Genomic DNA, 25,546 nt, shown 5'->3' on the forward strand with positions numbered 1-25,546 from the left:
CAGAAGGGGAAAGTAACGTCATGAGGAAAGTTACCATCGGCGCCGTCCTGATTGCCTCGATCGCAGCCGGTACCGGTATCAGCACGCCGTCGCGTGCAGATACCGGCCAAGTTGCCGTCGTCTTCACCAAGGGCGGGTTCGTCGTCGGCGTCGGGGGCGGCGAGGGCGTTCTGGTTTACCGCGGCAAGAAATATCCCTTCACGGTCTCCGGCATGAGCGTCGGCCTGACAATCGGGGCGTCGACCACGAAGTTCGTCGGCCGGGCGCTCAATCTGAAGGGACCGCAATCCATCGAAGGCTCTTATGCCGTGGGTGGCGCCGGCGGAGCCGTCGCCGCAGGCGCGGGTGCCGTTCAGCTGCAGAACGCCAATGGCGTGATCCTTCAGCTCAGCGGTCCAAGGGTCGGCGCGGAAGTGTCGGCCGCGGTCGGCGGCGTCACGATCCGTTTGAAATAGGCTCAGGACCTGACTCAAGGCAAACGGGCTGCGTACCGCAGCCCGTTTGCATTTAGTATCGTTCCTCAACGAACTTCATCCCGCGCAGGCTGGCCTGGTCGTTGTAGCGTCCCTTGTGGGACCGTGCCGGCAGCTTGACCTTCTCACGCTTGACCTTCTTGTAGGGTATCGTTCTCAGGATGTGCGAGATGACGTTGAGCCGCGCCCGCCGCTTGTCGTCGGAGCGGATCAGCCGCCACGGCGCATGTTTGGTGTCGGTCGCCTCGAACATCATGTCCCGTGCACGGGAGTAATCGTACCAGCGTCCGAACGACTCGGTGTCCATCGGGCTCAGCTTCCACTGCCGCAGTGGATCCTCGATGCGCGCCTGGAAGCGGAGCTCCTGCTCCTCCATGCCGACCTCGAGCCACAGCTTGATCAGGATGATGCCGGCGTCCACGGCGAATTTCTCGACCAGCGGACATAGTTCCAGGAAGCGCTTGTGCTCGGCCGGCGAGCAGAACCCCATGACATATTCAACACCGGCGCGGTTGTACCAGCTGCGGTCGAAGATCACGATTTCGCCGCCGGCCGGGAATTGCTCGATGTAGCGCTGCAGGAACAGCTGGGATTTTTGTCGGTCGGAGGGCGCGGGCAGGGCGCAGACACGGAACACGCGCGGGCTCACCTTCTCGGTCAGCGCCTTGATGGTGCCACCCTTGCCGGCGGCATCGCGCCCCTCGAAGATGACGATCACCTTCAGTTTCTCGGATCTCACCCATTCCTGGAGGTGACAGAGCTCGACCTGAAGTTTTTCCAGCTCCTTCTCATAGTCCTTCCGCTTCATCCGTTCCGCCGGCGCGTCCTTGGCCATGCCCGTCCTTCCGCTGCTGGTGAGCGCTAGTCGTCGCCCCATGAAATGGTCACGCCGACGTCGCCGGGCATGCCGCCCGGAAAATCGATGATCTGATAGGCGATGCGATAGCCGCGCGGTTTCAGATAGTCGGTCCAGAGCTGGAAGATCTCCTTGGGGATGCCCGTCAGCGTATTTTCCCAGCCCTTTTCCATCTGGTTGATGGCGCGCCCCTTGTCGGTGCAGAGCGTGTTGGGGAAACGGTACACCAGGACCTCGGTAAGCCCGTTTCGTACCGCACGCTGGATGATCGTCGAGGCGAGCTTGATCTTCTCCTCCTCAGTCTTGCCGGAAGGCTTGCTCAGGCGATCGATCAGGGCATGCTTCTCGGCCTCGGCAGCCGCGGCGAGGCGGACATATTCTTCGGCCTTCTCGGCCTCCTTGAGCGCGGCCTCTTTGCGGATCTGCGTGGCGCTGGGAATGAGTTCGTCGAGGCCGGGCATGGCTGCGGCTCCCTTGGTTGTGAATCGGCTTTTGGGGACGCTAGGTCCGGGAGGGGGCGTTCCCTTGATTCAAATCAAGCAAATCGGGAAGCTGCCCGAACACAGTGCCGCAAGTGCAGGTTTGCTGACCGGGAGAGACGTTTGAGCGACCAGCTTCATCCGATGGCCCCACACCATCTGCCGTTCTATCTGGCGTCGGGGAGCGGGACCGACACACTGATGGTGGTAATGGGCGTATTCCTGATCGGCGCGGTGTTCTGGGTCGGCACGCTGTATTGGCGGCTGCACAGCCTGCCCGAGCGGATGGCGCACAAGTCGCAGAAGCTTCAGTTCGAGATCGTGGCGATCCTCGGCCTTCTGTCGCTGTTCACGCATATGCACGTCTTCTGGGTGGCGGGCCTGCTGCTCGCGTTGATCGATATCCCGGACTTCGGCACGCCATTGCGCAGCATTGCCGATTCGGTTGAGAAGATCGCGGATACGGCACCCGCGGAGGGGCGTGAGATCACGCAGGACGAGGGGCAAGCGACCGCCGGGGTGGAGCAGAAGGCCGAGCCCGTGAAGGCGAAGGAGAAGGCGCACAGCAATGCTTGAAGTCCTGCTCTGCTCCCTGGTGACGATCCTGCCCGACTACCTGTTCCGTCGCTACGTGCAGGGCAGGCGGCTCGGCAAGGAGATCACCTTCTACTCGGTCTGGTACGAGCTGCGCTGGGGCATCACCGCCTGCCTGATGCTGACGGTGTCGCTCATCACGATGATCTTCTACTTCCACCCGTCGACGTCGAGCGCGACACTCTATTTCCGCACGGTGCCGATCCTGCCCGAAGGCTCGGGGCGGGTGGCTGAGGTCAATGTCGGCTTCACCCAGGCCGTCAAAAAGGGGGATGTGCTGTTCTCGCTCGACAGCTCGCGGCAGCAGGCAGCTTTTGAAACTGCGAAGCGCAAGATCTTGGAGGTTGACGCTGCAATGACGGCGGCGCAATCCGACGTGGTGAAGGCCGAAGCCCAGATCCAGGAGGCGAAGGCCAATCATCAGCAGGCCCTCGACGAACTCGAGGTCAAGAGCGAACTCCAGCGCCGCAATCCCGGCATCGTGCCGCAGCGCGACATCGACAAGCTCAAGGTGCTGGTCGATCAGCGTCAGGCCGGTGTCGACGCCGCGACCGCGGCAAAGCAATCCACAAGCTTGCAGGTCACGACGCTTTTGCCTGCGCAGAAGTCGAGCGCCGAGGCGGCTCTGGCGCAGGCGCAAGTCGACCTTGACAAGACTGTGGTTCGCGCCGGCGTGGACGGACGGGTCGAGCAGTTCCTGGTTCGCTCCGGCGACGTCGTCAACCAGCTGATGCGCCCGGCCGGCATCCTGATTCCGGAAGAGGCCGGCCGAAAGCTTCTTCAGGCCGGCTTCGGCCAGATCGAGGCGCAGGTGATGAAGACCGGCATGGTGGCGGAGGCGACCTGCATGTCGAAGCCGTGGGTGATCATCCCGATGGTGATCACGACCGTGCAGGACTACATCGCGGCCGGGCAATTCCGGTCCGGTGAGCAATTGCTGGAAGTCCAGAACACCGTGAAGCCCGGCACGATCCTGGTGTTTTTGGAGCCGCTTTACAAAGGCGGCCTCAACGGAGTGACACCCGGCAGCAGCTGCATCGTCAATGCCTACACCAGCAATCACGAGGAAATCTCGGCCAAGGACACTCCGACCAGCCGGAAGATCGCGCTGCACGTCGTGGACGGCGTTGGCCTGGTCCACGCGCTGCTGCTGCGCATTCAGGCGCTGTTGCTGCCGATCCAGACACTGGTGCTGAGCGGCCACTGAACGGCCCAGGAAGGATAGCCGAGGCGTGGTGTTACGGGCTGTCCGCGCACGGCAAATCCCGCTAGAATTGCCCAGAAAGCAGCCGTCGGAAGCTGCGAGGGTGCAGCATGAGCCGGGGCACGTCCATCGACAGGGTCAGGCCGTGGGCTGCGACTGCGCTATTCTGTTTCGGCCTGCTTGTCGCCTTGTGCCTGTCGGCCGGGCGAGCCGGTGCAGTCGAGCGGAGCCCGCGCGGCGAACTCAAGCGGGTGCTGGTGTTGCATTCCTTCGGCCGTGATTTTCGACCGTGGAGCGAGTATGCGCGCGACATCAAAGCCGAGCTCGAGCGCCAATCGCCCTGGCCACTCGATATTCAGGAGCACGCCCTGCTGACGGCGCGCTTCAACAATCCCGGTCCCGAGGCGCCATTCGTCGATTATCTCCAATCGCTGTACCAAGGCGCGATGCCTGACGTCGTGTTGACCATAGGTGCGCCTGCTGCCCGGTTTGCGCAGAGATACCGAGCAAGACTATTCCCCAATACACCGTTGATACTCTCCGCGGTCGAGCACCGGTTGATTAATCGCGCTGATCTCAGCGACAACGACGTCGTGGTGTCGATCCGCAATGATTTCTTGGCCGCATTCGACAACATCCTGCAGGTCTTGCCGGACACAAAAACGGTCATGGTCGTGATCGGTGCCTCGCCGCTGGAGAAATTTTGGATGGAGGAGGTAAAGCGGGAGCTGAAGCCTCTGGCCGAGCGGATAGAGCTCGTCTGGTATTCGGATCTGTCATTCGAGGAGATCCTGAAACGCGCGTCAAAGCTCCCGCCACACACCGCGCTGTTCTGGGGTCTGATGTCTGTCGACGCGGCTGGGGTCGTCCACGAGAGCGACATCGCCCTGCGCAGCCTGCGCGCAGTCGCGAATGCCCCGATCTTTTCCTACCAGGAGCCATTCTTCGGCGACGGCACGGTCGGGGGACCAATGCATACGATTGCTGCAACGAGTTCGAGGACCGTCAGCGCCACGATTGGCATTCTCGGCGGTGCAAAACCGGCGGGCATCAGCTTTGAGCCGCTCGAATTCGCCACGCCGAAATACGATTGGCGAGAGTTGCAGCGCTGGGACATCAGCGAGAGTCGCCTGCCTCCCGGCAGCGAGATCGTGTTTCGCGAGCCGAACATCTGGGTGCGCTATCGCTGGCAGATGTTGATGATCACGGCGGTATTCCTGGTGCAGGCGGGTCTCATCAGCGGGTTGCTGCACGAGCGTCGCCGCCGCCGAGTCGCCGAAGTGGAATCGCGCCAGCGGCTTACTGAGCTCGCCCACGTCAATCGCTATTCAACTGTCGGCGAGCTCACGACCTCGATCGCCCACGAACTGAACCAGCCGCTCGGCTCTATCCTGACGAATGCCGAGACGGCGGAACTCATGCTGAGGGGCAATTCGCCGGACATTGACGAAATTCGCCAGATTCTCGCCGACATCAGGCGCGATGACCAACGGGCGAGCGAGGTGATCCGCAGGTTGCGCAGCGTTCTGAAAAAGACGCCGTTTGAGGTCAAGGATATCGAGCTCAACGATACCGTCCGCGAAGCGATCGGTCTTGTGAAAGCCGTCGCCGACGGACGCCGCATCACGTTGAGCTATATGCCTGTCCTGGCTGATCTGCACGTCAAGGGCGATCCGGTCCAGCTTCAGCAGGTCATTCTCAACCTGATCATCAACGCGATGGATGCGATCTCCGATGCGGACACCGGAAAGCGAGAGGTCAGCGTCTCGACCCTGCGTGCCGGCAATCACGCTGAAATCAGGATTGCCGATACCGGGCCGGGAATGGCCGCCTCCGATCTCGCAAACGTCTTCGATCCGTTCTTCACGACCAAACCGCAAGGCATGGGCATGGGGCTCGCGATCGCCAGAACCATCATCGAGGCCCATCACGGCGCGATTGACGCGGCGAACCAGCTCGCCGGCGGCGCGCTGTTCACGATCCGGCTTCCGAGAGCTCGGTAAGAGGCGGTCCCGGGACCTTGACCTCTGGGCCGGCAGGGGCAAGCCGTCTCGGCCTCATCGGGGAATGATAGTTCACCCTCGCGCTGCAGCAGCCACGATGACCTCGTTTCGTTGATCTCGATCAACAAACGCCTGCGCCCCGGCTCGATCTTCCCGCACTGGAAGTCCGAGGGAGGATGTGATGTTTCGCTGCGGCAAGACCCTGATGGCGCTTGCGCTCTTGATGGCGACTTCGGTCGCTGCAACGGCGCAGACCCCAACGACACCTGCGGCCCCCAGTCCGCAGGCCCAGCCCGCGAGCCCGCCTGCGCCGACTGCCGAGCTCTTGAAGCCCGAGCAGCTCGAGGCCCTCGTCGCGCCGATCGCGCTTTATCCCGACGAGCTCCTGGCCAATGTGCTGGCGGCCTCAACCTATCCGCTGGAGGTGGTGCAGGCCGACCGTTGGCTGAAGGAGCGCAAGAGTCTCAAAGGTGACGCGCTGAAGACGGAGGTGGACAAGCAGGGCTGGGACGACAGCGTCAAGGCGCTCGCCAGCACCGCTTCCGTCCTGACCATGATGAACGACCAACTCGACTGGACCCAGAAGCTCGGCGACGCCTTTCTTGCCCAGCAACCCGATGTGATGGATGCGATCCAGCGCCTGCGCACCAAGGCCTACGACAACAAGAAGCTGGTCACCACCAAGCAGCAGAAGATCAGTGTCCAGTCTCAGGAGGGCAAGCAGGTCGTCGTGATCCAGCAGGCCGACCCCGCGGAGATGTACGTGCCTTATTACGATCCGGCGACGGTCTATGGCAGCTGGCCCTATGCGGAGTATCCGCCCTATTATTGGGGTTACCCGTCCTATATCGGCGCCGGCGTGATCGCGGCCGGCCTCGCCTTCGGCACGGCCTGGGCGATCGGGCGTTGGGGCAATTACTGGGGCGGCGGCTGCAACTGGGGGAACCGCAACGTCTACGTCAACCATCGCACCACAAACATCGGCAACGGCTGGCAGCACAATCCGGCGCATCGCCAAGGCGTGCGCTACAACAACACCAATGTTCAGCAGCGTTTCGGCAACAACAACATCAGGGCCGGCGCGTCGGACCGGATGGATTTTCGCGGTCGTGATGGAAACCAGGTCTTGAGACCCAATCAAGGTGCGGGAGATCGCGCGGGCGACCGTGCCGGTGATCGCGGCGGTCCGGGTGACCGTGCGGGAGATCGTGCTGGCGATCGCGCGGGTGACCGTGCCGGCAACCGAGGCGATCGGCCTGGTGGTGGCGATAGGGCCGGTGCGTCAGATCGTGCCAAGGGCGGTGGTGATCGTGCCAAGGGTGGTGGCGATCGTGCCAAGGTCGGCGGCGATCGCGCCAAGGCTGCGAACCGCGCCGGCGGCGGTGCGGCCAACCGTGGCGGTGGCGGCAATCGCGGCGGCGCGATGAATGTGTCGTCCGGCCGGTCCGCGGCCGCGGCGTCGGCGCGTGGACGGTCCAGCATGGCGAGCATGCCGCGCGGCGGCGGCGGACCGAGCATGGCCGGCCGTGGCGGCGGGGGCGGCATGGCGATGCGCGGCGGCGGCGGTGGTGGTGGCTTCCGCGGTGGAGGCGGCGGAGGCGGCCGCGGAGGTGGTGGCGGCCGGCGCTCCGACATCGCGTTGAAGCATGATGTCGTCCTGCTCGGCCATCTAGGTAACGGCCTCGGCTACTATCGCTTCAGCTACATCGGCAGCGACAAGGCCTATGTCGGCGTCATGGCGCAGGAGGTCGAGCAGGTGATGCCTGCCGCCGTGACCCGGGGCAGCGACGGTTATCTGCGTGTCTACTACGAAAAGCTCGGGCTGAAATTCCGCACCTACGGCGACTGGCGCGCCAGCGGCGCAAAGATTCCTGCGGAGGTGACGCCATGACCGGCCAGAAATCGTTCCGACGCGCGGTGTTGCCGGGCATCATGGCGCTGGCACTGCTGGGCACTGCGTCGCAGGCGCGGCAATCCTACAAGACGCCGGAAGATGCGGCCGCCGCGCTCGCGGCCGCCGTCAAGAGCGGACCAAGTGACATTCTGAAAGTGCTTGGGCGGGCTGCCGACGACATCGTCTCCTCAGGCGACGAGGTCGCCGACAACGACATCCGCCAGCGCTTCACGTCGATGTATGACGCCAAGCACGGCATCAAGGCGGAAGGCAACAAGACCGCGACCCTGATGCTGGGACCAGATGACTTCCCGTTCCCGATTCCGCTGGTCAACAACAGAAACGGCTGGGAGTTCGACACCGATGAGGGCCGCATCGAGGTGCTCCGCCGCCGCATCGGCCGCAACGAGCTGGACGCGATCCAGACCGCGCTCGCTTTTGTCGACGCGCAAAACGAATATGCCGACAAGGACCGCGGCGAGGGCGCCGGTGTCTACGCGCAGCGCATCGTCTCCTCGCCCGGCAAGAAGGACGGCCTGTTCTGGCGCGACGACAGCGACCCGAGCCCGCTCGGCGCGCTGGCCGCAGAGGCCTCGAAAGAGGGCTATCGCGCGGGCGATGTCGGACCTGCGCCCTATCACGGCTACTATTTCCGCATCCTCAAAGGGCAAGGCCGCGATGCGCCCGGCGGCGCGCTCAACTACGTCGTCAACGGCAAGATGATCGGCGGCTTCGCCTTGATCGCCTGGCCCGCGGAGTACGGTAATTCGGGCGTGATGACCTTTCTGGTCAACCATGCCGGCACCGTCTACCAGAAGGATCTCGGCAAGCGCACGGCATTCATCGCCGAGCGGACCAGGCTGTTCGATCCCGACGAGACCTGGAAGAAGGTCGATGCAGCAAAGCCCTGAACGGCACGCGCGCCGGCGCGCATTTCGTCCGATAGCGCTCCTCCTGCTGGCGCTCGGGCTGACCATGCCGGCGACGCCGTCCTTCGCGCAAGCAGCCGGTCACGTCACGGCCAAGATCGTCAAGGCGGGCCTTCTGGTCGGCGGCGGCGGCGGCCGCGGGGTGCTCACGTATCGCGGCAAGGCCTATCCGTTCAAGATCAGCGGTCTGAGTTTTGGCATCACGGTCGGCGCGACGGTTGGCCGGCTCGATGGCCGTGCCTCAGGTATCCGCGAGGTCGGCGACTTCGCGGGCACCTACAGCTCGGTCGGCGGCGGTTTTGCTCTGGTCGGGGGCATCAACGGCGTCCACCTCCGCAACGAAAAGGGGGTGACGATCGTGCTACAAGGCCCGAAGGCCGGCCTCGAGCTTGCCGCCAATATCAGTCAAATCACGATCACCTTGAGATGAGGCTCAAGTGGGGCTCGCGGATGCAAGATCCAGAGCCAGGCGCACCGTTCTCGGGTCATCACCTCTCGCAAGCTTGAAATCGGACTTCGCGAATACTTTGCGCATCGATGCATTGTCGGCCAGAACCTCGGCTGTAAGCTCCCGCATCCCGTGCTCGCGCGCGATGGCGATAAGGTGTCTCAGCAAAAGGGTGCCGATCCCGCGCCCTTGCCAGGCATCCACCACGACGAAGGCCAGCTCGGCCCGACCAGGATCCGTGACTATATATCGGCCGCCACCCACGATGGCGGGACGCCCTTGTTCCTCGACCAGAGCGGCCAGCGCCACGTGATTGCTGAAATCCACATCCAGGAAGAAGGCCCGCTCCTTCTCGGAGAAGTGCCGCTTCATGACGAAGAACCGGCTCTGGAGCGATTGCGGCCCGGTGCGTTCGATAGCCGCGAGCATATCCGCCTCGTCGTCCGGCCGCAGCGCACGGATCTCGACGGGAGTGTCGTCTCTCAGTACGGCCGGCGCGCTGTAAGTTGCAATCTGTGACATGCCGATGTCGTCCAGCGAAATCGGCTCGTCAAGCGAGCCGCGTCTCGGGAGCTTGATACGGGATGAGAGCCTTTCCTGCGGGTCGATCACCTTGACCTAGATCAACGCTCGTCCTTGCCCGGCGCCGTCAATTGTCGAACGCGATGGAGAGGTCGAAACATGTCCATGGACAAGCCGCAAATTCCGGGTGGTCCAATGTCGGGGCTGGTCGCCTCGGCGGTCGAATACATGATCGATGCGGGACAGCGCAGTGTTCTGTTCCTGGACATCATGCGTCGGCGCGGTGATCAGTACAGGGAACACGTCGCGCAAACCGCGCCGCATGTTCTCCAATATGCCGCTGAATTGATCATGGACGGTCGCGAGCTCGACGATCCCGTCAACTACGCGCTGGTGCGCATCATTCCGCCTGACGATGTGGAGATCGATGTGGACCGGCGGCCGTTCGTCGTGGTCGACCCGCGTGCGGGCCACGGTCCCGGCATCGGCGGCTTCAAGGCGGATAGCGAGATCGGGGTGGCGATGAAGGCAGGCCATCCCTGCTATTTCATCGGCTTTCTGCCGGATCCAATGCCTGGACAGACCATCGAGCGCATCGCGCGTGCCGAAGCCATCTTCATCGAAAAGGTCATCAGTCGTCACCCGGATGCCGACGGCAAGCCCTGCGTGATCGGCAACTGCCAGGCCGGATGGGCCGTGATGATCCTGGCCTCGCTGCGTCCTGAACTTTTCGGGCCGCTGATCATCGCCGGCGCGCCGCTCGCCTATTGGGCCGGCGTGCACGGAAAATATCCGATGCGCTACTCCGGCGGGTTGCTGGGCGGAAGCTGGCTGACGGCCCTGACGTCCGATCTCGGCGCCGGTAAGTTCGACGGTGCCTGGCTGGTGCAGAATTTCGAGAACCAGAATCCGTCCAACACATTGTGGACCAAGCAGTACAACGTCTACTCCAGGGTCGACACCGAGGCGGACCGCTATCTCGAATTCGAGCGTTGGTGGGGCGGCCATGTCAACCTCAACGCCGAGGAGATCCAGTTCATCGTCGACGAGCTGTTCGTCGGGAACAATCTCGCGGCGGCCAAGATCGAGATGTCCGACGGCCGCAAGGTCGACCTTCGCAACATCAGGTCGCCGATCGTTGTGTTCTGCTCCGAGGGCGACAACATCACGCCGCCGCAGCAGGCTCTGCACTGGATCCTCGATTGCTATGCCGACGTCGACGAGATCAGGGCTTATGGACAGACCATCGTCTACACCGTGCACAAGAGCATCGGCCATCTCGGCATTTTCGTGTCCGGCGGCGTTGCCAAGAAGGAGCATGCGGAATTTTCCAGCAACATCGACCTGATCGACGTTCTGCCGCCCGGGCTCTACGAGGCCACGTTCGAGGCGAAGGACGAGGAGACCACGAGTTCGGATCTCGTGGTGGGACAGTGGGTGATGCGCTGCGAGGCGCGGACGCTCGACGATATCCGCGCCATGGGCGGCAATTCGCCCGAGGACGAGCGGCGCTTTGCCACCGCCAAGCGCATCTCAGAGATCAATCTGAAGGCCTACCAGAAGTTCGTCCAGCCCTGGATCAAGGGCATGGTGTCACCGCAGATGGCCGAGTGGGCCCACAACATGCATCCGCTGCGGCTGCAATACGAGCTCTTCAGCAGCCGGAACCCCTATATGGCGACGGTGAAATCATTGGCCGAGAAGGCCGAGGAGGAGCGCAAGCCGGTCGCGACGGACAATCCGTTCCTGGCGTTCCAGGAGCAGATGTCGAAGCAGATCGTTCACGCCCTGGACAGCTGGCGCGATTCGCAGGAAGCGCTCAGCGAGGCGATCTTCCTCAGCGTCTATGGTTCGCCGGCGCTCCAGGCGACCGTCGGGGTCGATCCCACTTCCGCACCGTCCCGGCGGCAGGAGATGTCTACCGATCACCGCGCTATGCTCGAGAAGCGGGTCGCTGAACTGAAGTCGCGGATCGGCGAGGGCGGCCTTCGCGAAGCTGCGCTGCGCGCCTTGCTCTATGTCGGCTCGGCGCGGGGAATGGTGGACGAACGCAGCATCGAAGCTCTGCGCCGGATCCGTCGGGATCATGGCGGCAGACGCATGACCCTTGCCGAGTTCAAGATGCTGGTGCGCGAGCAATTCTTCATGTTGTTGCTCGATCGCGACGGGGCGCTCGCCGCTATTCCGAAGTTGCTGCCTGACGACATGAACCGTCGTCGCGGGGCATTTGAGGCGATCGAGCAGGTGCTGTCGGCCAGTGAGGATGTCACGGGCGAGCGCGCAAACCGCCTGCGGCAGGTCGCTGGCCTGTTTGGCATCGAGACCAAGGAAGGTTCCGAAAGGGCGCCGAACGTTGCCCCTTTCGATCCCAAAGCGAAGGCGTCGTAACGCGGGTTGCAAGGATCGGGAGCGACATCATGTCAGCAGATGCCACCGCCACGCAGTCTCCCAGCAAGTACGATCGCCTGATCGCCGCGGCCAAGGCGATCCCGCCGACGCCAACCATCGTCGTGCATCCCTGCGACGAGTCCTCCTTGCGGGGCGCCGTCGACAGCGCAACGGCCGGCATCATCCGGCCCCTTCTGGTCGGGCCGGAGCGGAAGATCAGGGATACGGCCGCCAGGATCGGATTGACCATCTCCGGCATCGAGATCGTCGATGCCGCACACAGCGACGCTGCCGCGGCGAAGGGCGTCGAATTGATCCATGCCGCCCGAGGTGAACTTCTGATGAAGGGCAGCCTGCACACCGATGAGTTGATGCGGGCGGTGACGGCGAAGGTCGGGGGATTGCGGACCGATCGGCGCATCAGCCACGTCTTCGTGATGGACGTCCCTGCCTATGCCGAGACCATCTTCGTGACCGACGCCGCGATCAACATCTTTCCTGATCTCGATGCCAAGCGCGACATCATTCAGAACGCGATCGATCTCTACAACGAGGCCGGCTTCGGCAAGGGGCCGCGGGTCGCCATCCTGTCCGCGGTGGAGACGGTCACGTCGAAAATTCCGTCCACGATCGAGGCCGCGGCGCTCTGCAAGATGGCGGACCGCGGGCAGATCACCGGCGGCGTGCTCGACGGGCCGCTGGCGTTCGACAATGCGATCGATCTCGAATCCGCACGCATCAAGGGCATCAAGTCCGAGGTCGCCGGCCGCGCGCAAATCCTGGTCGTGCCTGATCTCGAATCCGGCAACATGCTTGCCAAGAATCTCGCCTATTTCGCCAAGGCTGACGGTGCCGGCATCGTGCTCGGTGCGCGGGTGCCCGTCGTCCTGACCTCGCGCGCGGACAGCCCGAGAGCACGGATGGCGTCCTGCGCGGTCGCCGCGCTTTATGCCCATGCCCGGCGCCAAAAGGCGCCGACAATTGCTGCGTGATCGCCATGGACACCATCCTCGTCGTCAACGCCGGCTCGTCGAGCGTCAAGTTCCAGGTCTTTGCAGTCGAGGGCGAGGGCACTTTGCGCCGGCTGATCAAGGGGCAGGTGGACGGCATCGGCAGCCGCCCGCGCTTGCGGGCGAGCAGGGCAGGCAACGAACCCATGGCCGATCGGGCCTATCCGATCGAGGCCATTCCGGACGTTCCGGCGGCGATGGATGTCGCGGGCGAATGGCTGCGGAACGAGGTTCGTATCCATCCGTTGGCGGTCGGGCATCGCGTCGTCCATGGTGGGCCGGACTATGAGCGGCCGATTCTCATCGATCATGGCGTGGTGGCGCGGCTGGAGCGCTTCGTCGCGCTGGCACCGCTGCATCAGCCGCACAATCTGGCGCCGATCCGTTCGATCCTTGCCAATTTCCCGACGGTGCCGCAGGTCGCCTGCTTCGATACCGCGTTTCACCGGACACACGGCCCGTTGGCCGATCATTACGCGATCCCGCACCAGCTCCACGCCGAGGGCGTGCGGCGCTACGGCTTCCATGGACTCTCCTATGAATACATCTCCAGGACCCTGCCGCAGATTGCGCCGGAGATCGCAAGACGCCGGGTGATCGTCGCACATCTCGGCAGCGGCGCATCGATGTGCGCCATGAAGGGCGGGTTGAGCGTCGAAAGCACCATGGGATTCACCGCGCTCGACGGGTTGCCGATGGGCACGCGACCCGGCCAGCTCGATCCGGGCGTCGTGCTGTATCTGATGTCCGAGAAGGGAATGACGGTCTCGAAGGTGCAGGATTTTCTCTACCGCGATTGCGGACTGAAAGGTCTCTCAGGCATCAGCAACGACATGCGCGAACTGGAGGCGAGCACCGATTCGCAAGCGAAGCTGGCCGTCGACTATTTCGTCTATCGCATCGGCCTCAATGCCGGCGCGCTCGCCGCTGCGCTCCAGGGCATCGATGCCTTCGTCTTCACCGCCGGCATCGGCGAGAATTCGAGCCGCATTCGCGCACGTGTGGCGGAGCACCTCGGCTGGCTCGGCGTGGCACTCGATGCGGCCGAGAACACGCGCCATTCGCGGCTGATATCGACGAAGGCCAGTCTCATCCCCGTCTATGTCGTACCGACCGACGAGGAGCTGATGATCGCGCAGCACACGCTGTCGCTGTTGATGAACGGCCAATCGACCAACCCCAGGCATGCGAGGGTGTCATGATTCCAGTATTTCCGGACAGCAAGGTTGCCCTGAAGGGAAAGAAGGGTCTGGTCGTCGGCATCGCCAACGACCAGTCGATCGCCTGGGGGTGCGCCAGGGCGTTTCGCGCACTCGGCGCCGATCTCGCCGTTACTTACCTGAACGAGCGCGCCAAGAAGCACGTCGAGCCGCTCGCGCAGGCACTGGAGGCGCCGATTTTCCTACCGCTCGACGTCATGGTTGAAGGCCAGACCGAAGCGGTGTTCGAGCGGATCAAGTCGGAGTGGGGCCAGCTCGATTTCCTGCTACATTCCATCGCCTTCTCGCCGAAGGAAGCATTGCACGGCCGCGTCGTCGATGTTGGCCGCGACGGCTTTCTGAAGACCATGGACGTCTCCTGCTGGTCATTCCTGCGGATGGCACATCTTGCCGAACCCTTGATGAAGAACGGCGGCACGATGTTCACCATGACCTATTACGGCAGCCAGATGGTGGTGGAGAACTACAACATCATGGGCGTCGCGAAGGCCGCCCTGGAGGCCTCCGTCCGTTACGCTGCCGCCGAACTGGGTCCGAAGGGCATCCGGGTCCATGCAATCTCGCCGGGGCCGCTCGCCACGCGTGCGGCGTCGGGCATCCCGGAGTTCGACGAGCTGATGGACAAGGCGCAGTCGAAGGCGCCCTCACGCAGCCTCGTCAGCATCGACGATGTCGGCAATGCCACTGCGTTCCTGGCGCTCGACGGCGCCAAGCTGATCACCGGCAGCGTGCTTTATATCGACGGCGGCTATCACATCATCGATTGATCGCGCGGCCGGGCCTCGTCACGCGGGGCCTGGACCGTCCGGGCACCTGGGGCTGATCACAGTGTGTTGCCCGACGGGGCAATCGGTTTTACCGCCCGAAAAAGCATCATGCGATCAACCCCATGGCTACTGTGCATGGGGTTGTTTTCGAGCTTTTTGTTTCAGCGGTAGTGCAGGGCAATCAACTCGGCGACGCAGGCCGGCTTCTTGCCGCCATCAATCTCGATCACGAGGTGATAGTTCACGCGCAGCCCGTCCGGCGGCACGTCCTCGGCTTCGGCAATCGTGACCCGGCCGCGCAGTTTTGAGCCCGCCGGAACCGGTGCGAGATATCTGATCCGGTCCGCGCCGTAGTTGAGCGTGTTGCGTAGGCCCTTCAGACCGATCACCGAGCGAATGAACATCGGCGCAAGCGCGAGGGACAGCAGGCCGTGGGCGATGGTCTTGCCGCCCGGCATCTCCTTGCTCGCGCGCTCCTGGTCGACATGGATCCATTGCTCGTCGCAGGTCGCCTCGGCGAACTGGTTGATGCGCTCCTGTGTGATCTCGATCCAGTCGCTGGCACCGATCTCGGTGCCGAGGGCCGACTTGATCTCGTCGAAGTCGCTGAATGTTCGCATGGGGTTGACCTGTTCAGATCCTCATTTCCGGAACCTTGTCGGGAATGGCGAGCTCGGCCTCTGTCAGCGCCAGGACCTCGCCGACGCTGATGCCGGGTGCGGTCTCCAGCAACGTCGCCTTGCCGTCGGGAAAACCGATCACGGCCATGTCCGTCACCACCAGGTTGACAGGGCGTGCGGAGGTCAGCGGCAGCGAGCATTTTGCCACGATCTTCGACTTGCCCTTCGCCGCGTGCTGCATGGCGACGATCACGCGCTGGGCGCCGCTGACGAGGTCCATCGCGCCGCCCATGCCCGGCACCATCTTGCCGGGGATCATCCAGTTGGCGAGATGGCCGTGCGCGTCGACCTGGAGGCCGCCGAGCACGGTGACATCGACATGGCCACCGCGGATCAGGCCGAACGACATCGCGCTGTCGAAGGTTGAAGCGCCCGGCAGCGCGCTGATCGGCCGGCCGCCGGCGTCGGTCAGCGTCGGATGCGCCATGCCTTGCTCGGGAATCGGCCCTGTGCCGATCAGCCCATTCTCCGACTGGAAGAACACTTTCAGATCGGGCGGCACGTAGTTCGCGACCAGGGTCGGAATGCCGATCCCGAGGTTGACGAGGTTGCCGCTCTTCAGCTCCTTGGCGACGCGTCGGGCGATGGTGATCTGGGGATCCATGATGTCACCCGTTGGTGATGAGATAGTCGACGAGCGGCGCGGGGGTGACGACATGATCGGGCGCAATCACGCCGACGGGCACGATATTCTCGGCCGTCACGATGACGGTGTCGGCCGCCATCGCCATGACCGGATTGAAATTGCGCGAAGTGAGCGCGTAGGCGAGGTTGCCGAGGTAGTCGGCGAGGAAGGCGTGCACCAGTGCGAATTGGGCGCGCAGGGCCGTTTCCAGCAGGAATGGCCGGCCATCGACCTCGATCTGACGTTTGCCTTCGGCAACCAGCGTCCCGACGCCCGTTGGCGTCAGCACGCCGCCAAGACCGCATCCCCCGGCGCGGATGCGCTCGACGAAGGTGCCTTGCGGAACGAGGTCGACGGCGATCTGGTTCGCCAGCATCTGCTGCTGCACCTTCGGATTGAGGCCGATATGCGTTGCGGTCAGCTTCGACACCAGGGCCTGATCGAACAGCTTGCCGACGCCTTTGCCGGGCGTCGCCGCGTCGTTCGAGATCAGGGTCAGACCTGTCTTCCGCTGGCGCACGACTTCGTCGAGCAGCCGCTCCGGAGTCCCGACTCCCATGAACCCGCCCACCATGACGCTCGCGCCCGCCGGTATCATCGCAACGGCTTCTTCGACGGAAACGGCCTTCATGGTCGGTACTCCGATCGGATACGGAAGAGCATCAGCCGGATGTTTGCCGGCCCTCACCGCGATCCTTTGATTTGCATCAAGGCTCCCCGCCATTTGAAACATCGATGGTGATCCCAACGCTTCGGAGCATGTCGTGCCACAGCTTGCGCACCTCGCGGTGGCGGCGTTCGAGCGCGGAGTCGACGGCGGCGCGAAATGGCACGAGATTGGGCCCCTTCAGAGACAGGATTTGTGCCTGGAGCAGGCGTCCGCTCTCGAGCTCGATGCGGCGTAGCGCCATCGCGAACGGATCCTCGGGATTTGCCTCCACCGGCAACAATGCCGCCGGCCGGATACTCGCGTGAACGGCATGGGCGAGTGTCGCAACACCAGCCGCCACTGCCAGAGGCCAGTCCGATATTTCGTAGACCGGCGCTGGAAACCAGGCACTTTCCCAGGCCGCGACCATATAGCCGAGACCCGGGTCGGGCGCCCAACTCGTCGCGCGCATCAGCAGCGAGACGATCTCGGTCTCGCGGAAGAGCTGCGCGTTCAGCTCGGTCTGCCAAGCGGACTCCAGCTTCGCGGGCAAGGTGAACGCGGACTGGCGCGCCAGCGCGCCATGCGCGGAGATGAGAAATGTGGCGACACGCGTCTGCTGGTGCGGCGGCACGCGGCCCTCGGAATCGAGTGGTCCGTAGAGTTCGTTCATGTCGTCAATCTCTCAACGGGAATCGCGCGCAGATGATCGTAGCCGGCCGGAAAGGGTGTGAGCTCGCCACCCGCTTCGTCAGGCGCGATCCAGACGGCCTTGTTACCTTGCCAGCGGGCGGCCAGTACGTCATCGGCGAAACGCACAAGCAAGTCGGCGGTGAGCGCGGCCTTCTCGAGCGTGAAAGCGTGATAGGCGCGCGGGATGATCACAAGCGAGCTGTTGGGGATCTCAACGCGCAGGGTCTCGTGCAATGCGCGAGGCGTCAGGAAGTCGAACTCGCCGTTCAAGATCATGGTCGGCACGGTGATCGATGAAAGCTGCGGCGTCAGCGGCTTGAAGTCGAGGAAGGACTCCATCAGGTTCTGGAGCGCGTAGACGTCATTGACCAGCCAGCCCTGGCGCTTGATGCCGTCGAGCTTGTCCAGGAGCGGCTTCAGCCATTGGTCCGATAGGTTCATCGGCAAAAGCAGATCCTGGAGATAGCCTGTGCCGCCCAGAATCAGGCCGGTGCGTAAGGCATTGCCGATCAGTAGAAGTTGAGGCGAAAGCTCGGCAAAGCAGCTCATCGGTACGAGCCCGGACAGTCGCTCCCCATGCTCGATTGCATATCGCAGCGCGATCAGGCCGCCAAAACTGATCCCGCTCAGAAAAATCGGTCCGTCTCCGAGTTCGCCGATCAGGAGGCGCAACGCTGTGACCTGGTCGTCCTGGCTGATGTAGAGCGTCGGCTTGTCGGAGGCGCCCTGGCCGAGCAAATCGAAGGTCGCAACGCGAAAGCCCCGCGCCGACAAAGCCTCGCGATAGGCACCCCACAGCTCGGAATATTGCGTCAGCCCGTTCACGAGGACATAGACTGGCGCGCCCGCCGGCCCGTCGAGCTCATAGCGGATCCGATATGAGCCGTGGCTGAGGAAGGGCATCGCGAGACAATTCCGGCTTTGCGCTGTCCGTGATCTTCGACGTCTGGCGGCCGATTCCATTGAGTTAGATCAAAACTCGCCTGGTCGCGCTGCCTAGCATTATCAGAAACTGTCGAGGGAGGATCGTGTCATGACCGGACAAGACGCGTTGAAGCGCTGCTTGTTGAGCCTGCTTGTGGTGCTGGTCGGCACGGCGATCGCAACCGCGGAGCCATTCACTCGCCGCTCGTCGCTGGTGCAGCATGACGGACTGAAGAAGACCTACGAGATCGCCAACTTCCGTCTTGGCGGCAAGTATGACCTGTCCGATCCCTCCAAATGGGAGAATGGCGGTGAGGGCGGCGTCACGCTGGAGTCGCTTGGCGCCGGCAAGCTGCGCACCGCCTATATCGCCATCGGCAACGCCCGTCGCAATGCGGCCGGCGAGATCACCAATGCCGTCGTGATCAACTCCTACTATTCCGGCGATTCCACCGACATGTACGAGCAGTGGGTCAAGGGTGCGCCACTCTCGGGGGGTGTGCCGATCATCGGTTCGGGCCGACCGATCGATACCGATCGCTACTACGTCATCATGGTCGATCCGCTCGGGACCTGGGGTGCCAGCAAGCCGTCGGATGGCCTCGGTGCCAAATTTCCGCAATACAGCTACTACGACATGGTTCAGGCGAATTACCGGCTGTTGCGCGACGAGCTGAAGGTCGCGCGCGTCGCGCTGGTGACCGGCGTCTCCATGGGCGGCACGCAGACCTATGTCTGGGGTGTGATGCATCCGGAATACATCAATGCGCTGATGCCGATTGGCGGCACCACGCAGTCGGACGGCGAAGACCCCGTTGGCAACTGGACGTTCCAGATGATGACGGCCGCGATCGAGTCCGATCCGGTCTGGCAAGCGACGAAGGGCGACTACTACAAGCTGCCCAAGGAAAAGCATCCGGTCCCAGGCGTTGCGTTCGGCTGGTCAATCCTCGGAATGACGGGTTACGACTTTGCCTTTCGCACGACCCAGAATTGGCCAGCCGTGCAGCCCGAGATCTTCTACTGGGATCCGCCGAACGAGAAGGCCGGCTTGAACGTCATCAATCGTGCCAAGCTGTATGACGCGGTCGATCTCGTCTGGCGCAATCGGGTCGGCGAGACCCACAACATCAATCCCTATCTCGGTCGCATTCAGGCCCGCACTTTGGTGATGCACATCACCAACGATCTCTGGCTGAACTTCAAGCTGGCGCAGAAGGCCGTCGACCGCGTGCCCGGCGCGGACCTGATCGCCCAGGAGAGCCCGGTCGCGCACTACGGCGTGTTCCCGATCATCAACCAGCGCAAGAACGATCCGAAGTTCGTCGCCTTCATGGACGACGTCGCGAGCCTCGATCGTGCACAGAAGTTCGTGGACAAGAACTACCGGGTGCCCGACGTTGCCCAAGACATCGACCCGAAAAAGTCCTTCTGGAAGGCGTATGTGACCTATCCCTATCCGGTGAAATTCGCCAGTGCCAAGGACAAGAGCGGCAACGCCTGGGAAATCGGATACATGGATCAGTATGCCGGGACCGACAAGGACCCGAAGGTGCTCGTCATCATTCACGGCAAGGGCGCGTTCGGCGGACACTATGGCAACGTCATGCAATACGCGCTGCGCAGCGGTCTGCGCGTGATCGTGCCGGACCTGCCGCACTACGGCATGTCAGGACCCGGTAATCTCGACAGGAGCCCGGCACGCACGATGCAGGACATGCGCGAGGTGATCTACGACCTCGTCGTCAACCAGCTCGGCGTCAAGAAGGCGTATTATCTCGGCCATTCGCTGGGTGGCCAGTTCGTGGTGGGCTATGCGCTGACCTGGCCGGACGCGGTGCAGGGGCTGGCGCTGGAGGCGCCGTCCGGCCTCGAGGAATATCCGCGCGAGATCACTATCGCCAAGGATAAGAAGGCGCCGCTGTTCGAGCCGGGCCAGGGGCGCGACTTCGACAAATGGAAGTCGATCTGGGATCAGACCGGCATCCTCGCCGCGGAGAAGGCACGCGACGAGCAAAGCGTGCGTGATTTCTTCTACTTCAAGAAGCGAGACCCGAACACCGGCGTGGTGTCGGCAGCGAAGAGTGGCTACTTCTTCAATGACAGCGAATATGCCCGCTTCCACACAGAGCAGCGCGTCGGGCTCATCAAGGGCGATCCCAAGGAGCTCGAGCAGTGGTGCAACGTCTTCATCTTCGACATCTACACGATTGGCGCCGAACTGCAGCAGGATGACCCGAAGAACCTCTACGAGCGGGTCACCCAGATCAAGGCGCCGATCTTCCTCGCATTCGGCGACAAGGAGCCGTTCATTCCGACGCCCGCGTTCAACGGGCTGACGGACCTCGGACGCGACGTCATCACGCCCTTCATGACGCGGATGACGAATGCCGGGAATCGGCCAATGCTCAAGATCTATCCGGAGACCGGGCACTTCATCCACACCGACAATCCAGTGGAGTATCCCGCTGATGTCGTGGATTTCGTGACCAAGGGTACGGTCGACACCTCTTCGCCGCTCGGTACCGACAGGATGATCAAGGGCGCGGTGGTCTCGGCCCTGCCGGTCGCGCCGACGCCGCCCGGCGCTGCGCCGACGGCCGGCCTCAACAAATAGGCCGGTCCATGCCGAGAGTGCAGGCCGGCGAGGTCCAGCTTGGCTGGCGGGAGTGGGGACGGGGCGACATCACCGTCGTCTTCATCCACGGCAACCTCGCCAGCAAGGACTGGATCGAGCTCGCTGCACCGCTGTTTCCCTCCGGCCTACGCGTCGTCGGTATCGACTGGCGGGGCTGCGGCGATAGCGATCGTCCCGAGCCCGCGCCTGACTACGCCAACTATTCCATGAAGCAGCACGCCGAAGACATGCTGGCGGCGCTTGATACGCTGAACATTGCATACTGCCATCTTGCCACCCATTCGACCGGCGGCATCATTGCAGCGCGGATGTTGTTGATGCAGCCGCAGCGGTTTGGCCGTGTGTTCGCGCTGGATCCGGTGACGCCGCTCGGGATGGCCTTCGACGCCGACCAGATCGGGCTGTTCCGGGCCATGATGGCGAGCAAGGAGCTGACACGGTCCGTGATGGCAACCGCCGCCTCTTCGCTGTTTGTCCCCGAGAGCATGGCGCCCAACATGATCCCGCGCTTTCGCCCAGGTCTCGAAGACATCGAGGTGTTCTTCGACCGGATTGTCGAACAGACTTTCGGCGTCTCCGAGGGTGTCTGGATCGGAACGCCGGTGAACCTGACGCGCGAAAGGCAGAGCCGCGAGCTGGAGCGACGCATGGCTGAGATCCGGCACCCGCATCTGGTGCTGTGGGGCGAGCGGGATGGCTGGATTCCACTGGCCGATCTCCGCGCCATGGCCGAGGCGATGCCGGATTGCCGGCTGGTGATCGTTCCCGGCATTGGACATTCGATGAACCTCGAATTGCCGGCGCTCTATGCCGGCTATTTCGGGGCCTGGTTCGGAGGACTGGCCGCCTATCCCAGCTTTTAAGGGAGCGATGTCGAGGCGTGGGTCCCATGGACAGCGCTCGTGATAGCAATTCTGTAGAACCGCCTTCTGTCCCACCGTCCCCCTAAGTGCTTGATTTACCCTAGAGCTTAAAGTCCTGCTCAGGAGCGCCAGACAGATCCCAAACCATTGAAAACCTGCGCACTCTAGGCAACCATGTGAGCCCTGGAGAGACCGCTCTGCTACACACGTAGCCTAAGGCGGTCCGTAATGGCGACTTCAGGCTACATGCAGAGTACTTCGTTCGGCAGCGAGTTTCCCAACAGGCCACCCAAGGCGCCGGTCGGAAAGCCTGCGCCCTCTCGCATGCGCGATGCGTTGGGGGAAACGAGCGTCCCAGCAACTCACGTCTTGGCGGACTGCGATCAGTCACCTGGTATCGCCCGGGTATTGCTGAATGAACATCCGGTCCCATCGCCATGCCGGATGCTCAAATCAACCTCGCGGTCGTAGCATGGCAATCCTGATCCCCAGTTTGGGCTTCGCGCGCTTCGACAGCCGTGGGGAGCTACGACTTGCGGAACGACTCAAGGACTTCCTCGAAGAGAACACTGTCGTCTGGCACAACCTCCCTGTTGGCCCTCTCAACCGGCATCCGGATTTTATTATCGTTCATCCTGCGAACGGCCTGCTCGTGCTCGAGGTGAAGGACTGGCGCCTGGAGACGATCGTTTCGGCGGACAAGACACAGGTCGAGCTGCTGACGAGCCGTGGTGTGGTGCGGGAAAGCAATCCGCTCGAGCAGGCTCGCAAATATACGTTCGAGGTCGTGCGCACGCTGGAGCGGGACGGGCAATTGTTGTTTCCGCCCGGCCATCGCTACATGGGCCGATCCCTTCTTCCGTTCGGCTTCGGGGCTGTGTTCACGAACATCACGCGCAAGCAGTTCGATCAGACCAATCTCAAGGAGGTGTTCGCCGAGCATCTATGTGTGTTCAAGGATGAAATGACGGAGGGCGCGGATCCCGAGGAATTCCGGTCCAGATTGTGGCGCATGGTCTATCCGCGTCTCGGAGAGCCGCTGTCCATGCCGCAGTTCGACCGCCTGCGTGCGCTGCTCTTTCCCGAGATCCGCATACGACAGATTGCCCTGCCTCTGGACGACGCGGCTGCAGGCGATCCTTCGGACCGGACACTTGCGGTCATGGATATGCATCAGGAGCAATTCGCGCGCAGCCTGGGAGAGGGGCATCGCATTATTCGCGGCGTCGCCGGATCGGGTAAGACCCTGATCCTTGCCTTTCGAGCCGAGTATCTGGCACGGGCGGCGGCAAAGCCGGTACTCATCCTGTGTTACGCCAATGGCATCGCCGGGCGACTTGAGGATGCCATGCAGAGCAGGGGCGTGGAGAACCGCGTTCAGGTCCTCACCTTTCATTCCTGGTGTTACCGAATGCTGCGGACTTATGGGATCCCCGCTCCATCCGAGCGAGAGTATCCGGACTACGCAAAGCGACTGGCTGCGAGCGTTTCAGAGGTCATGAAGGCGGTAGATCAAGGCCAGATCCCAACGGAGCAGTACGACGCTGTCCTGATCGACGAGGCGCACGACTTCGAGCCGCAATGGCTCGCGCTCGCGGCCAAGATGGTCAACGCGCGCACCAAGGCGCTGATGGTCGTCTACGACGACATCCAGGCGATCTACAAGGGACGTGAGCGCCCGGTGTGGAAGCAGCTTGGAATTGAAGCGTCGGGCAGAACGACCGTCTTGAAAATCAACTACCGCAACACTTCGCAAATCGTTGCCTTCGCGAGACGCTTCGCTGCCGACGTCATTGGCGCTCCCGGCATCACCGCCGACGATGAGCACGCCATCCTGTTGCCCGAAGATGCGGGTCGGCAGGGGCTCGAGCCGGCCGTACGGCGATGCGTGAGCATCGACGCAGAAGCTCACTGCGTCGCCGAGTGGTTTCTCGACCGGAAAAAGGCCGGGTACGAGTGGTCGCAGATGGCGTGTCTCTACCCCGAGCACTGGATCGGCGGGCGGGTCGCGCAGATACTTGCGAGGCACGACGTACCCATCGATATGGCCAAGGACAATCGCAACAGGGTTTCGATCAAGCGGGTAGCGGTGCGGTTTTTGAGCATGCACACCGCGAAAGGGCTGGAGTTTCCCTGCGTCGCTATTGCCGGCCTGGGCTTGCTCGGCCGCCACGGCGAGACCGTCGAGGAATGCGTCCGGCTGACCTATGTCGGGGTGACCCGGGCGACTCACGAGGCGCTCCTGACGTACTCGAGCGAGTCGGCATTGGTGCAGCGTTTGATCGCTTAAAGCATGATCCGGAAAAGTGTGCAGCGGTTTTCCCTCGCGACAAACGCGGAACGCGTTTGCGCGGAGATCAAGCTCGACAACCTAAGGCGCGATGACGGTTCACCTGATCTCATCGCGCCTTGGACTGACGCCGCGCAGGCGCTCCCCTACGCCGTCGTGCCGTCGATCGAGCGGCGGATCACCCGCTGCACCTCCGCATTCGACAGAAACAGATCATGGTTGATGATGCCCCAGCCTTCCTGGGAGGCATCGATCACGCGCACACCGAGCCGCGCGATGACGGCCTTCTCGGCGGCGCCGACCCTGGTCATTCCACCTGCAATTTGTCCCGACAGTGCGAGCGCGCGATCGTTCGTCGAAGCGATCACGACGATCTTGCCGGCAAGCGGACCGATGCGGTGGATCGCCGACGTGAACACGTCCATGTCGATGTCGGGCGAGGCAAACACGACAGCGCCGATCTTGCTCGTAACCGTGTCGCCGTATCGCGCATAGAGCTGACGCAGGCTTTCGAGTGTCAGCATGGTTCCCATGCTGTGCGCAACGATGTGCACGCGGCCGCCGCTTGGCGCCGACACCAGCGCAGAAAGCACACGTTCGAAATCGTCGCGAGACCACATCGCGCTGTCGCGGTCATAGGCATAGTCGAACAGTCCCGCCTTGGAGGGCCAGGAGAACGCCATGGTCCGGCCGCGGAACTTGATCCCATCGGAGAGATGGGCGGCATCCAGCACGGCCGTCTCGAATGTCTGCTTGAAGCCGTGCACATAGATCAGCACGTCTCCTCCGCCGGCCTGCGCGGCGAGATCGCCAGCGTCGGCCGACACCGGTTCGATCCGATCAAGGCGCCAATCGCCGAGTCCAACCGAGGCGAGAGAAAGACGGCTCTCGTCCGGCGCCACCAGCCTGGCTCGCGCGACCGTCATGCTGGTCGCGCGTTCCGGCCCGAACCAGGGTTTCGTGCGGCCGCCGTTGACGGGCTTGCGCGTGGTGGTGACAAGCAATGTGGGGTCGACGGAGAGCGACGATGCGTCGAAGCGCGCGCCGGTCGCGCCCAAGCCGGCGCAACCGCCGAGCGCGAGAGCGCTCCCTGCCGACAAAAGTCCGCCGAGGAGAGCGCGGCGCGAAACGGAATAATTGGAGTCGCGTTGCAGAAGACGTCGGACGATCACGCGGAACCTTTGGGAACTTTGCCCACCGTAAGCCGCCCCGCCTAGCTCAGTGAATGACAATGGGGGCGAGAAGACGGCGGAGCAGCTTCGCGGTCGGTTGCATGTTCCTGGCGTCCGCGTTCCTGCCGCGGAACTACGAGCGATGCAGCGAAGTTCCGTAACTGACTGCGTCGGAGCAAGCGCCTGAACGGGCGGGTCGCGGGAGAGGAATGGTCGTTCGGCGAA

Annotated in this window: 23 protein-coding genes; 14 read left to right on the plus strand and 9 right to left on the minus strand. The window is 63.1% G+C overall.

Features of this window, described 5'->3' with window-relative positions; translation table 11 throughout:
• The first annotated feature begins 20 nt into the window (after window positions 1-20).
• Window positions 21-455, plus strand: coding sequence for a hypothetical protein (locus NLM27_RS39245; RefSeq protein WP_254148358.1), 435 nt, complete (start codon window positions 21-23; stop codon window positions 453-455).
• A gap of 52 nt (window positions 456-507) precedes the next feature.
• On the opposite strand, the gene ppk2 is transcribed toward NLM27_RS39245, so the two are convergent.
• Both ppk2 and NLM27_RS39255 read right to left on the minus strand, forming a co-directional pair.
• Window positions 508-1,308, minus strand: coding sequence for a polyphosphate kinase 2 (gene ppk2 / locus NLM27_RS39250; protein WP_254148359.1), 801 nt, complete (start codon window positions 1,306-1,308; stop codon window positions 508-510).
• A 26-nt stretch (window positions 1,309-1,334) separates the two neighbouring features.
• On the minus strand, window positions 1,335-1,790 hold the full coding sequence (locus tag NLM27_RS39255; protein ID WP_254148360.1) for a hypothetical protein: 456 nt from the start codon (window positions 1,788-1,790) through the stop codon (window positions 1,335-1,337).
• A gap of 162 nt (window positions 1,791-1,952) precedes the next feature.
• Between NLM27_RS39255 and NLM27_RS39260 the strand changes: the two genes are divergently transcribed.
• The 6 genes from NLM27_RS39260 (at window position 1,953) to NLM27_RS39285 (ending at window position 8,862) form a co-directional block, all read left to right on the plus strand.
• Complete coding sequence (locus NLM27_RS39260) at window positions 1,953-2,384, plus strand: hypothetical protein (protein WP_254149036.1); 432 nt, start codon at window positions 1,953-1,955, stop codon at window positions 2,382-2,384.
• Window positions 2,377-3,609: an HlyD family secretion protein gene (locus NLM27_RS39265; RefSeq protein ID WP_254148361.1), complete on the plus strand. Its 1,233-nt coding sequence runs from the start codon at window positions 2,377-2,379 to the stop codon at window positions 3,607-3,609. The genes NLM27_RS39260 and NLM27_RS39265 overlap by 8 nt, the downstream gene beginning before the upstream one ends.
• 107 nt (window positions 3,610-3,716) lie before the next feature.
• Window positions 3,717-5,609 carry a HAMP domain-containing sensor histidine kinase gene (locus NLM27_RS39270; protein WP_254148362.1) on the plus strand — a complete coding sequence of 631 codons (1,893 nt, stop codon included), beginning with the start codon at window positions 3,717-3,719 and terminating at the stop codon, window positions 5,607-5,609.
• Window positions 5,610-5,790: 181 nt separating this feature from the next.
• Window positions 5,791-7,500, plus strand: coding sequence for a DUF3300 domain-containing protein (locus NLM27_RS39275; RefSeq protein WP_254148363.1), 1,710 nt, complete (start codon window positions 5,791-5,793; stop codon window positions 7,498-7,500).
• On the plus strand, window positions 7,497-8,414 hold the full coding sequence (locus tag NLM27_RS39280; RefSeq protein WP_254148364.1) for a DUF2950 domain-containing protein: 918 nt from the start codon (window positions 7,497-7,499) through the stop codon (window positions 8,412-8,414). Before NLM27_RS39275 ends, NLM27_RS39280 begins: the two co-directional genes overlap by 4 nt.
• A complete protein-coding gene (locus NLM27_RS39285; protein ID WP_254148365.1) occupies window positions 8,398-8,862 on the plus strand; it encodes a hypothetical protein in 465 nt (154 codons plus the stop codon). Before NLM27_RS39280 ends, NLM27_RS39285 begins: the two co-directional genes overlap by 17 nt.
• Window positions 8,863-8,865: 3 nt before the next feature.
• Here NLM27_RS39285 and NLM27_RS39290 read toward each other — a convergent pair whose 3' ends face one another.
• Window positions 8,866-9,492: a GNAT family N-acetyltransferase gene (locus NLM27_RS39290; RefSeq protein WP_254148366.1), complete on the minus strand. Its 627-nt coding sequence runs from the start codon at window positions 9,490-9,492 to the stop codon at window positions 8,866-8,868.
• Window positions 9,493-9,561: 69 nt separating this feature from the next.
• Between NLM27_RS39290 and NLM27_RS39295 the strand changes: the two genes are divergently transcribed.
• The 4 genes from NLM27_RS39295 to fabI are packed head-to-tail and all read left to right on the plus strand — an operon-like array spanning window position 9,562 to window position 14,787.
• Window positions 9,562-11,790: a DUF3141 domain-containing protein gene (locus NLM27_RS39295; protein WP_254148367.1), complete on the plus strand. Its 2,229-nt coding sequence runs from the start codon at window positions 9,562-9,564 to the stop codon at window positions 11,788-11,790.
• A 29-nt stretch (window positions 11,791-11,819) separates the two neighbouring features.
• A complete protein-coding gene (locus NLM27_RS39300) occupies window positions 11,820-12,782 on the plus strand; it encodes a phosphate acetyltransferase (protein WP_254148368.1) in 963 nt (320 codons plus the stop codon).
• A gap of 5 nt (window positions 12,783-12,787) precedes the next feature.
• A complete protein-coding gene (locus tag NLM27_RS39305) occupies window positions 12,788-14,002 on the plus strand; it encodes an acetate/propionate family kinase (protein WP_254148369.1) in 1,215 nt (404 codons plus the stop codon).
• Window positions 13,999-14,787, plus strand: coding sequence for an enoyl-ACP reductase FabI (gene fabI, locus NLM27_RS39310; protein WP_254148370.1), 789 nt, complete (start codon window positions 13,999-14,001; stop codon window positions 14,785-14,787). Before NLM27_RS39305 ends, fabI begins: the two co-directional genes overlap by 4 nt.
• A gap of 161 nt (window positions 14,788-14,948) precedes the next feature.
• Here the strand turns inward: fabI and NLM27_RS39315 are convergent, their stop codons facing one another.
• The 5 genes from NLM27_RS39315 to NLM27_RS39335 all read right to left on the minus strand — a co-directional run bounded on the left by NLM27_RS39315 (window position 14,949) and on the right by NLM27_RS39335 (window position 18,337).
• On the minus strand, window positions 14,949-15,407 hold the full coding sequence (locus NLM27_RS39315) for a MaoC family dehydratase (RefSeq protein WP_254148371.1): 459 nt from the start codon (window positions 15,405-15,407) through the stop codon (window positions 14,949-14,951).
• Window positions 15,408-15,420: 13 nt separating this feature from the next.
• The gene (locus tag NLM27_RS39320; protein WP_254148372.1) at window positions 15,421-16,071 is read right to left on the minus strand and encodes a 3-oxoacid CoA-transferase subunit B; all 651 of its coding nucleotides are present in this window, start codon (window positions 16,069-16,071) and stop codon (window positions 15,421-15,423) included.
• A 4-nt stretch (window positions 16,072-16,075) separates the two neighbouring features.
• On the minus strand, window positions 16,076-16,723 hold the full coding sequence (locus tag NLM27_RS39325; protein ID WP_254148373.1) for a CoA transferase subunit A: 648 nt from the start codon (window positions 16,721-16,723) through the stop codon (window positions 16,076-16,078).
• A gap of 76 nt (window positions 16,724-16,799) precedes the next feature.
• On the minus strand, window positions 16,800-17,414 hold the full coding sequence (locus NLM27_RS39330; protein WP_254148374.1) for a hypothetical protein: 615 nt from the start codon (window positions 17,412-17,414) through the stop codon (window positions 16,800-16,802).
• Window positions 17,411-18,337 carry an alpha/beta fold hydrolase gene (locus NLM27_RS39335; RefSeq protein ID WP_254148375.1) on the minus strand — a complete coding sequence of 309 codons (927 nt, stop codon included), beginning with the start codon at window positions 18,335-18,337 and terminating at the stop codon, window positions 17,411-17,413. The genes NLM27_RS39330 and NLM27_RS39335 overlap by 4 nt, the downstream gene beginning before the upstream one ends.
• 130 nt (window positions 18,338-18,467) lie before the next feature.
• On the opposite strand from NLM27_RS39335, the gene NLM27_RS39340 reads away from it, so the two are divergent.
• The 3 genes from NLM27_RS39340 to NLM27_RS39350 all read left to right on the plus strand — a co-directional run bounded on the left by NLM27_RS39340 (window position 18,468) and on the right by NLM27_RS39350 (window position 24,149).
• A complete protein-coding gene (locus tag NLM27_RS39340; protein ID WP_254148376.1) occupies window positions 18,468-20,975 on the plus strand; it encodes an alpha/beta hydrolase in 2,508 nt (835 codons plus the stop codon).
• Window positions 20,976-20,983: 8 nt separating this feature from the next.
• Window positions 20,984-21,859, plus strand: a complete 876-nt coding sequence (locus NLM27_RS39345) for an alpha/beta fold hydrolase (RefSeq protein WP_254148377.1) — start codon at window positions 20,984-20,986, stop codon at window positions 21,857-21,859.
• Window positions 21,860-22,331: 472 nt separating this feature from the next.
• Window positions 22,332-24,149 (plus strand): DEAD/DEAH box helicase, encoded by a 1,818-nt coding sequence (locus NLM27_RS39350; RefSeq protein ID WP_254148378.1) that lies wholly within the window; start codon window positions 22,332-22,334, stop codon window positions 24,147-24,149.
• Between the two features lie 146 nt (window positions 24,150-24,295).
• On the opposite strand, the gene NLM27_RS39355 is transcribed toward NLM27_RS39350, so the two are convergent.
• The gene (locus tag NLM27_RS39355) at window positions 24,296-25,321 is read right to left on the minus strand and encodes an alpha/beta fold hydrolase (RefSeq protein WP_254148379.1); all 1,026 of its coding nucleotides are present in this window, start codon (window positions 25,319-25,321) and stop codon (window positions 24,296-24,298) included.
• Window positions 25,322-25,546: the final 225 nt, after the last annotated feature.

Origin of the sequence: Bradyrhizobium sp. CCGB12 (assembly GCF_024199845.1) — a bacterium.
Lineage (GTDB): Bacteria > Pseudomonadota > Alphaproteobacteria > Rhizobiales > Xanthobacteraceae > Bradyrhizobium.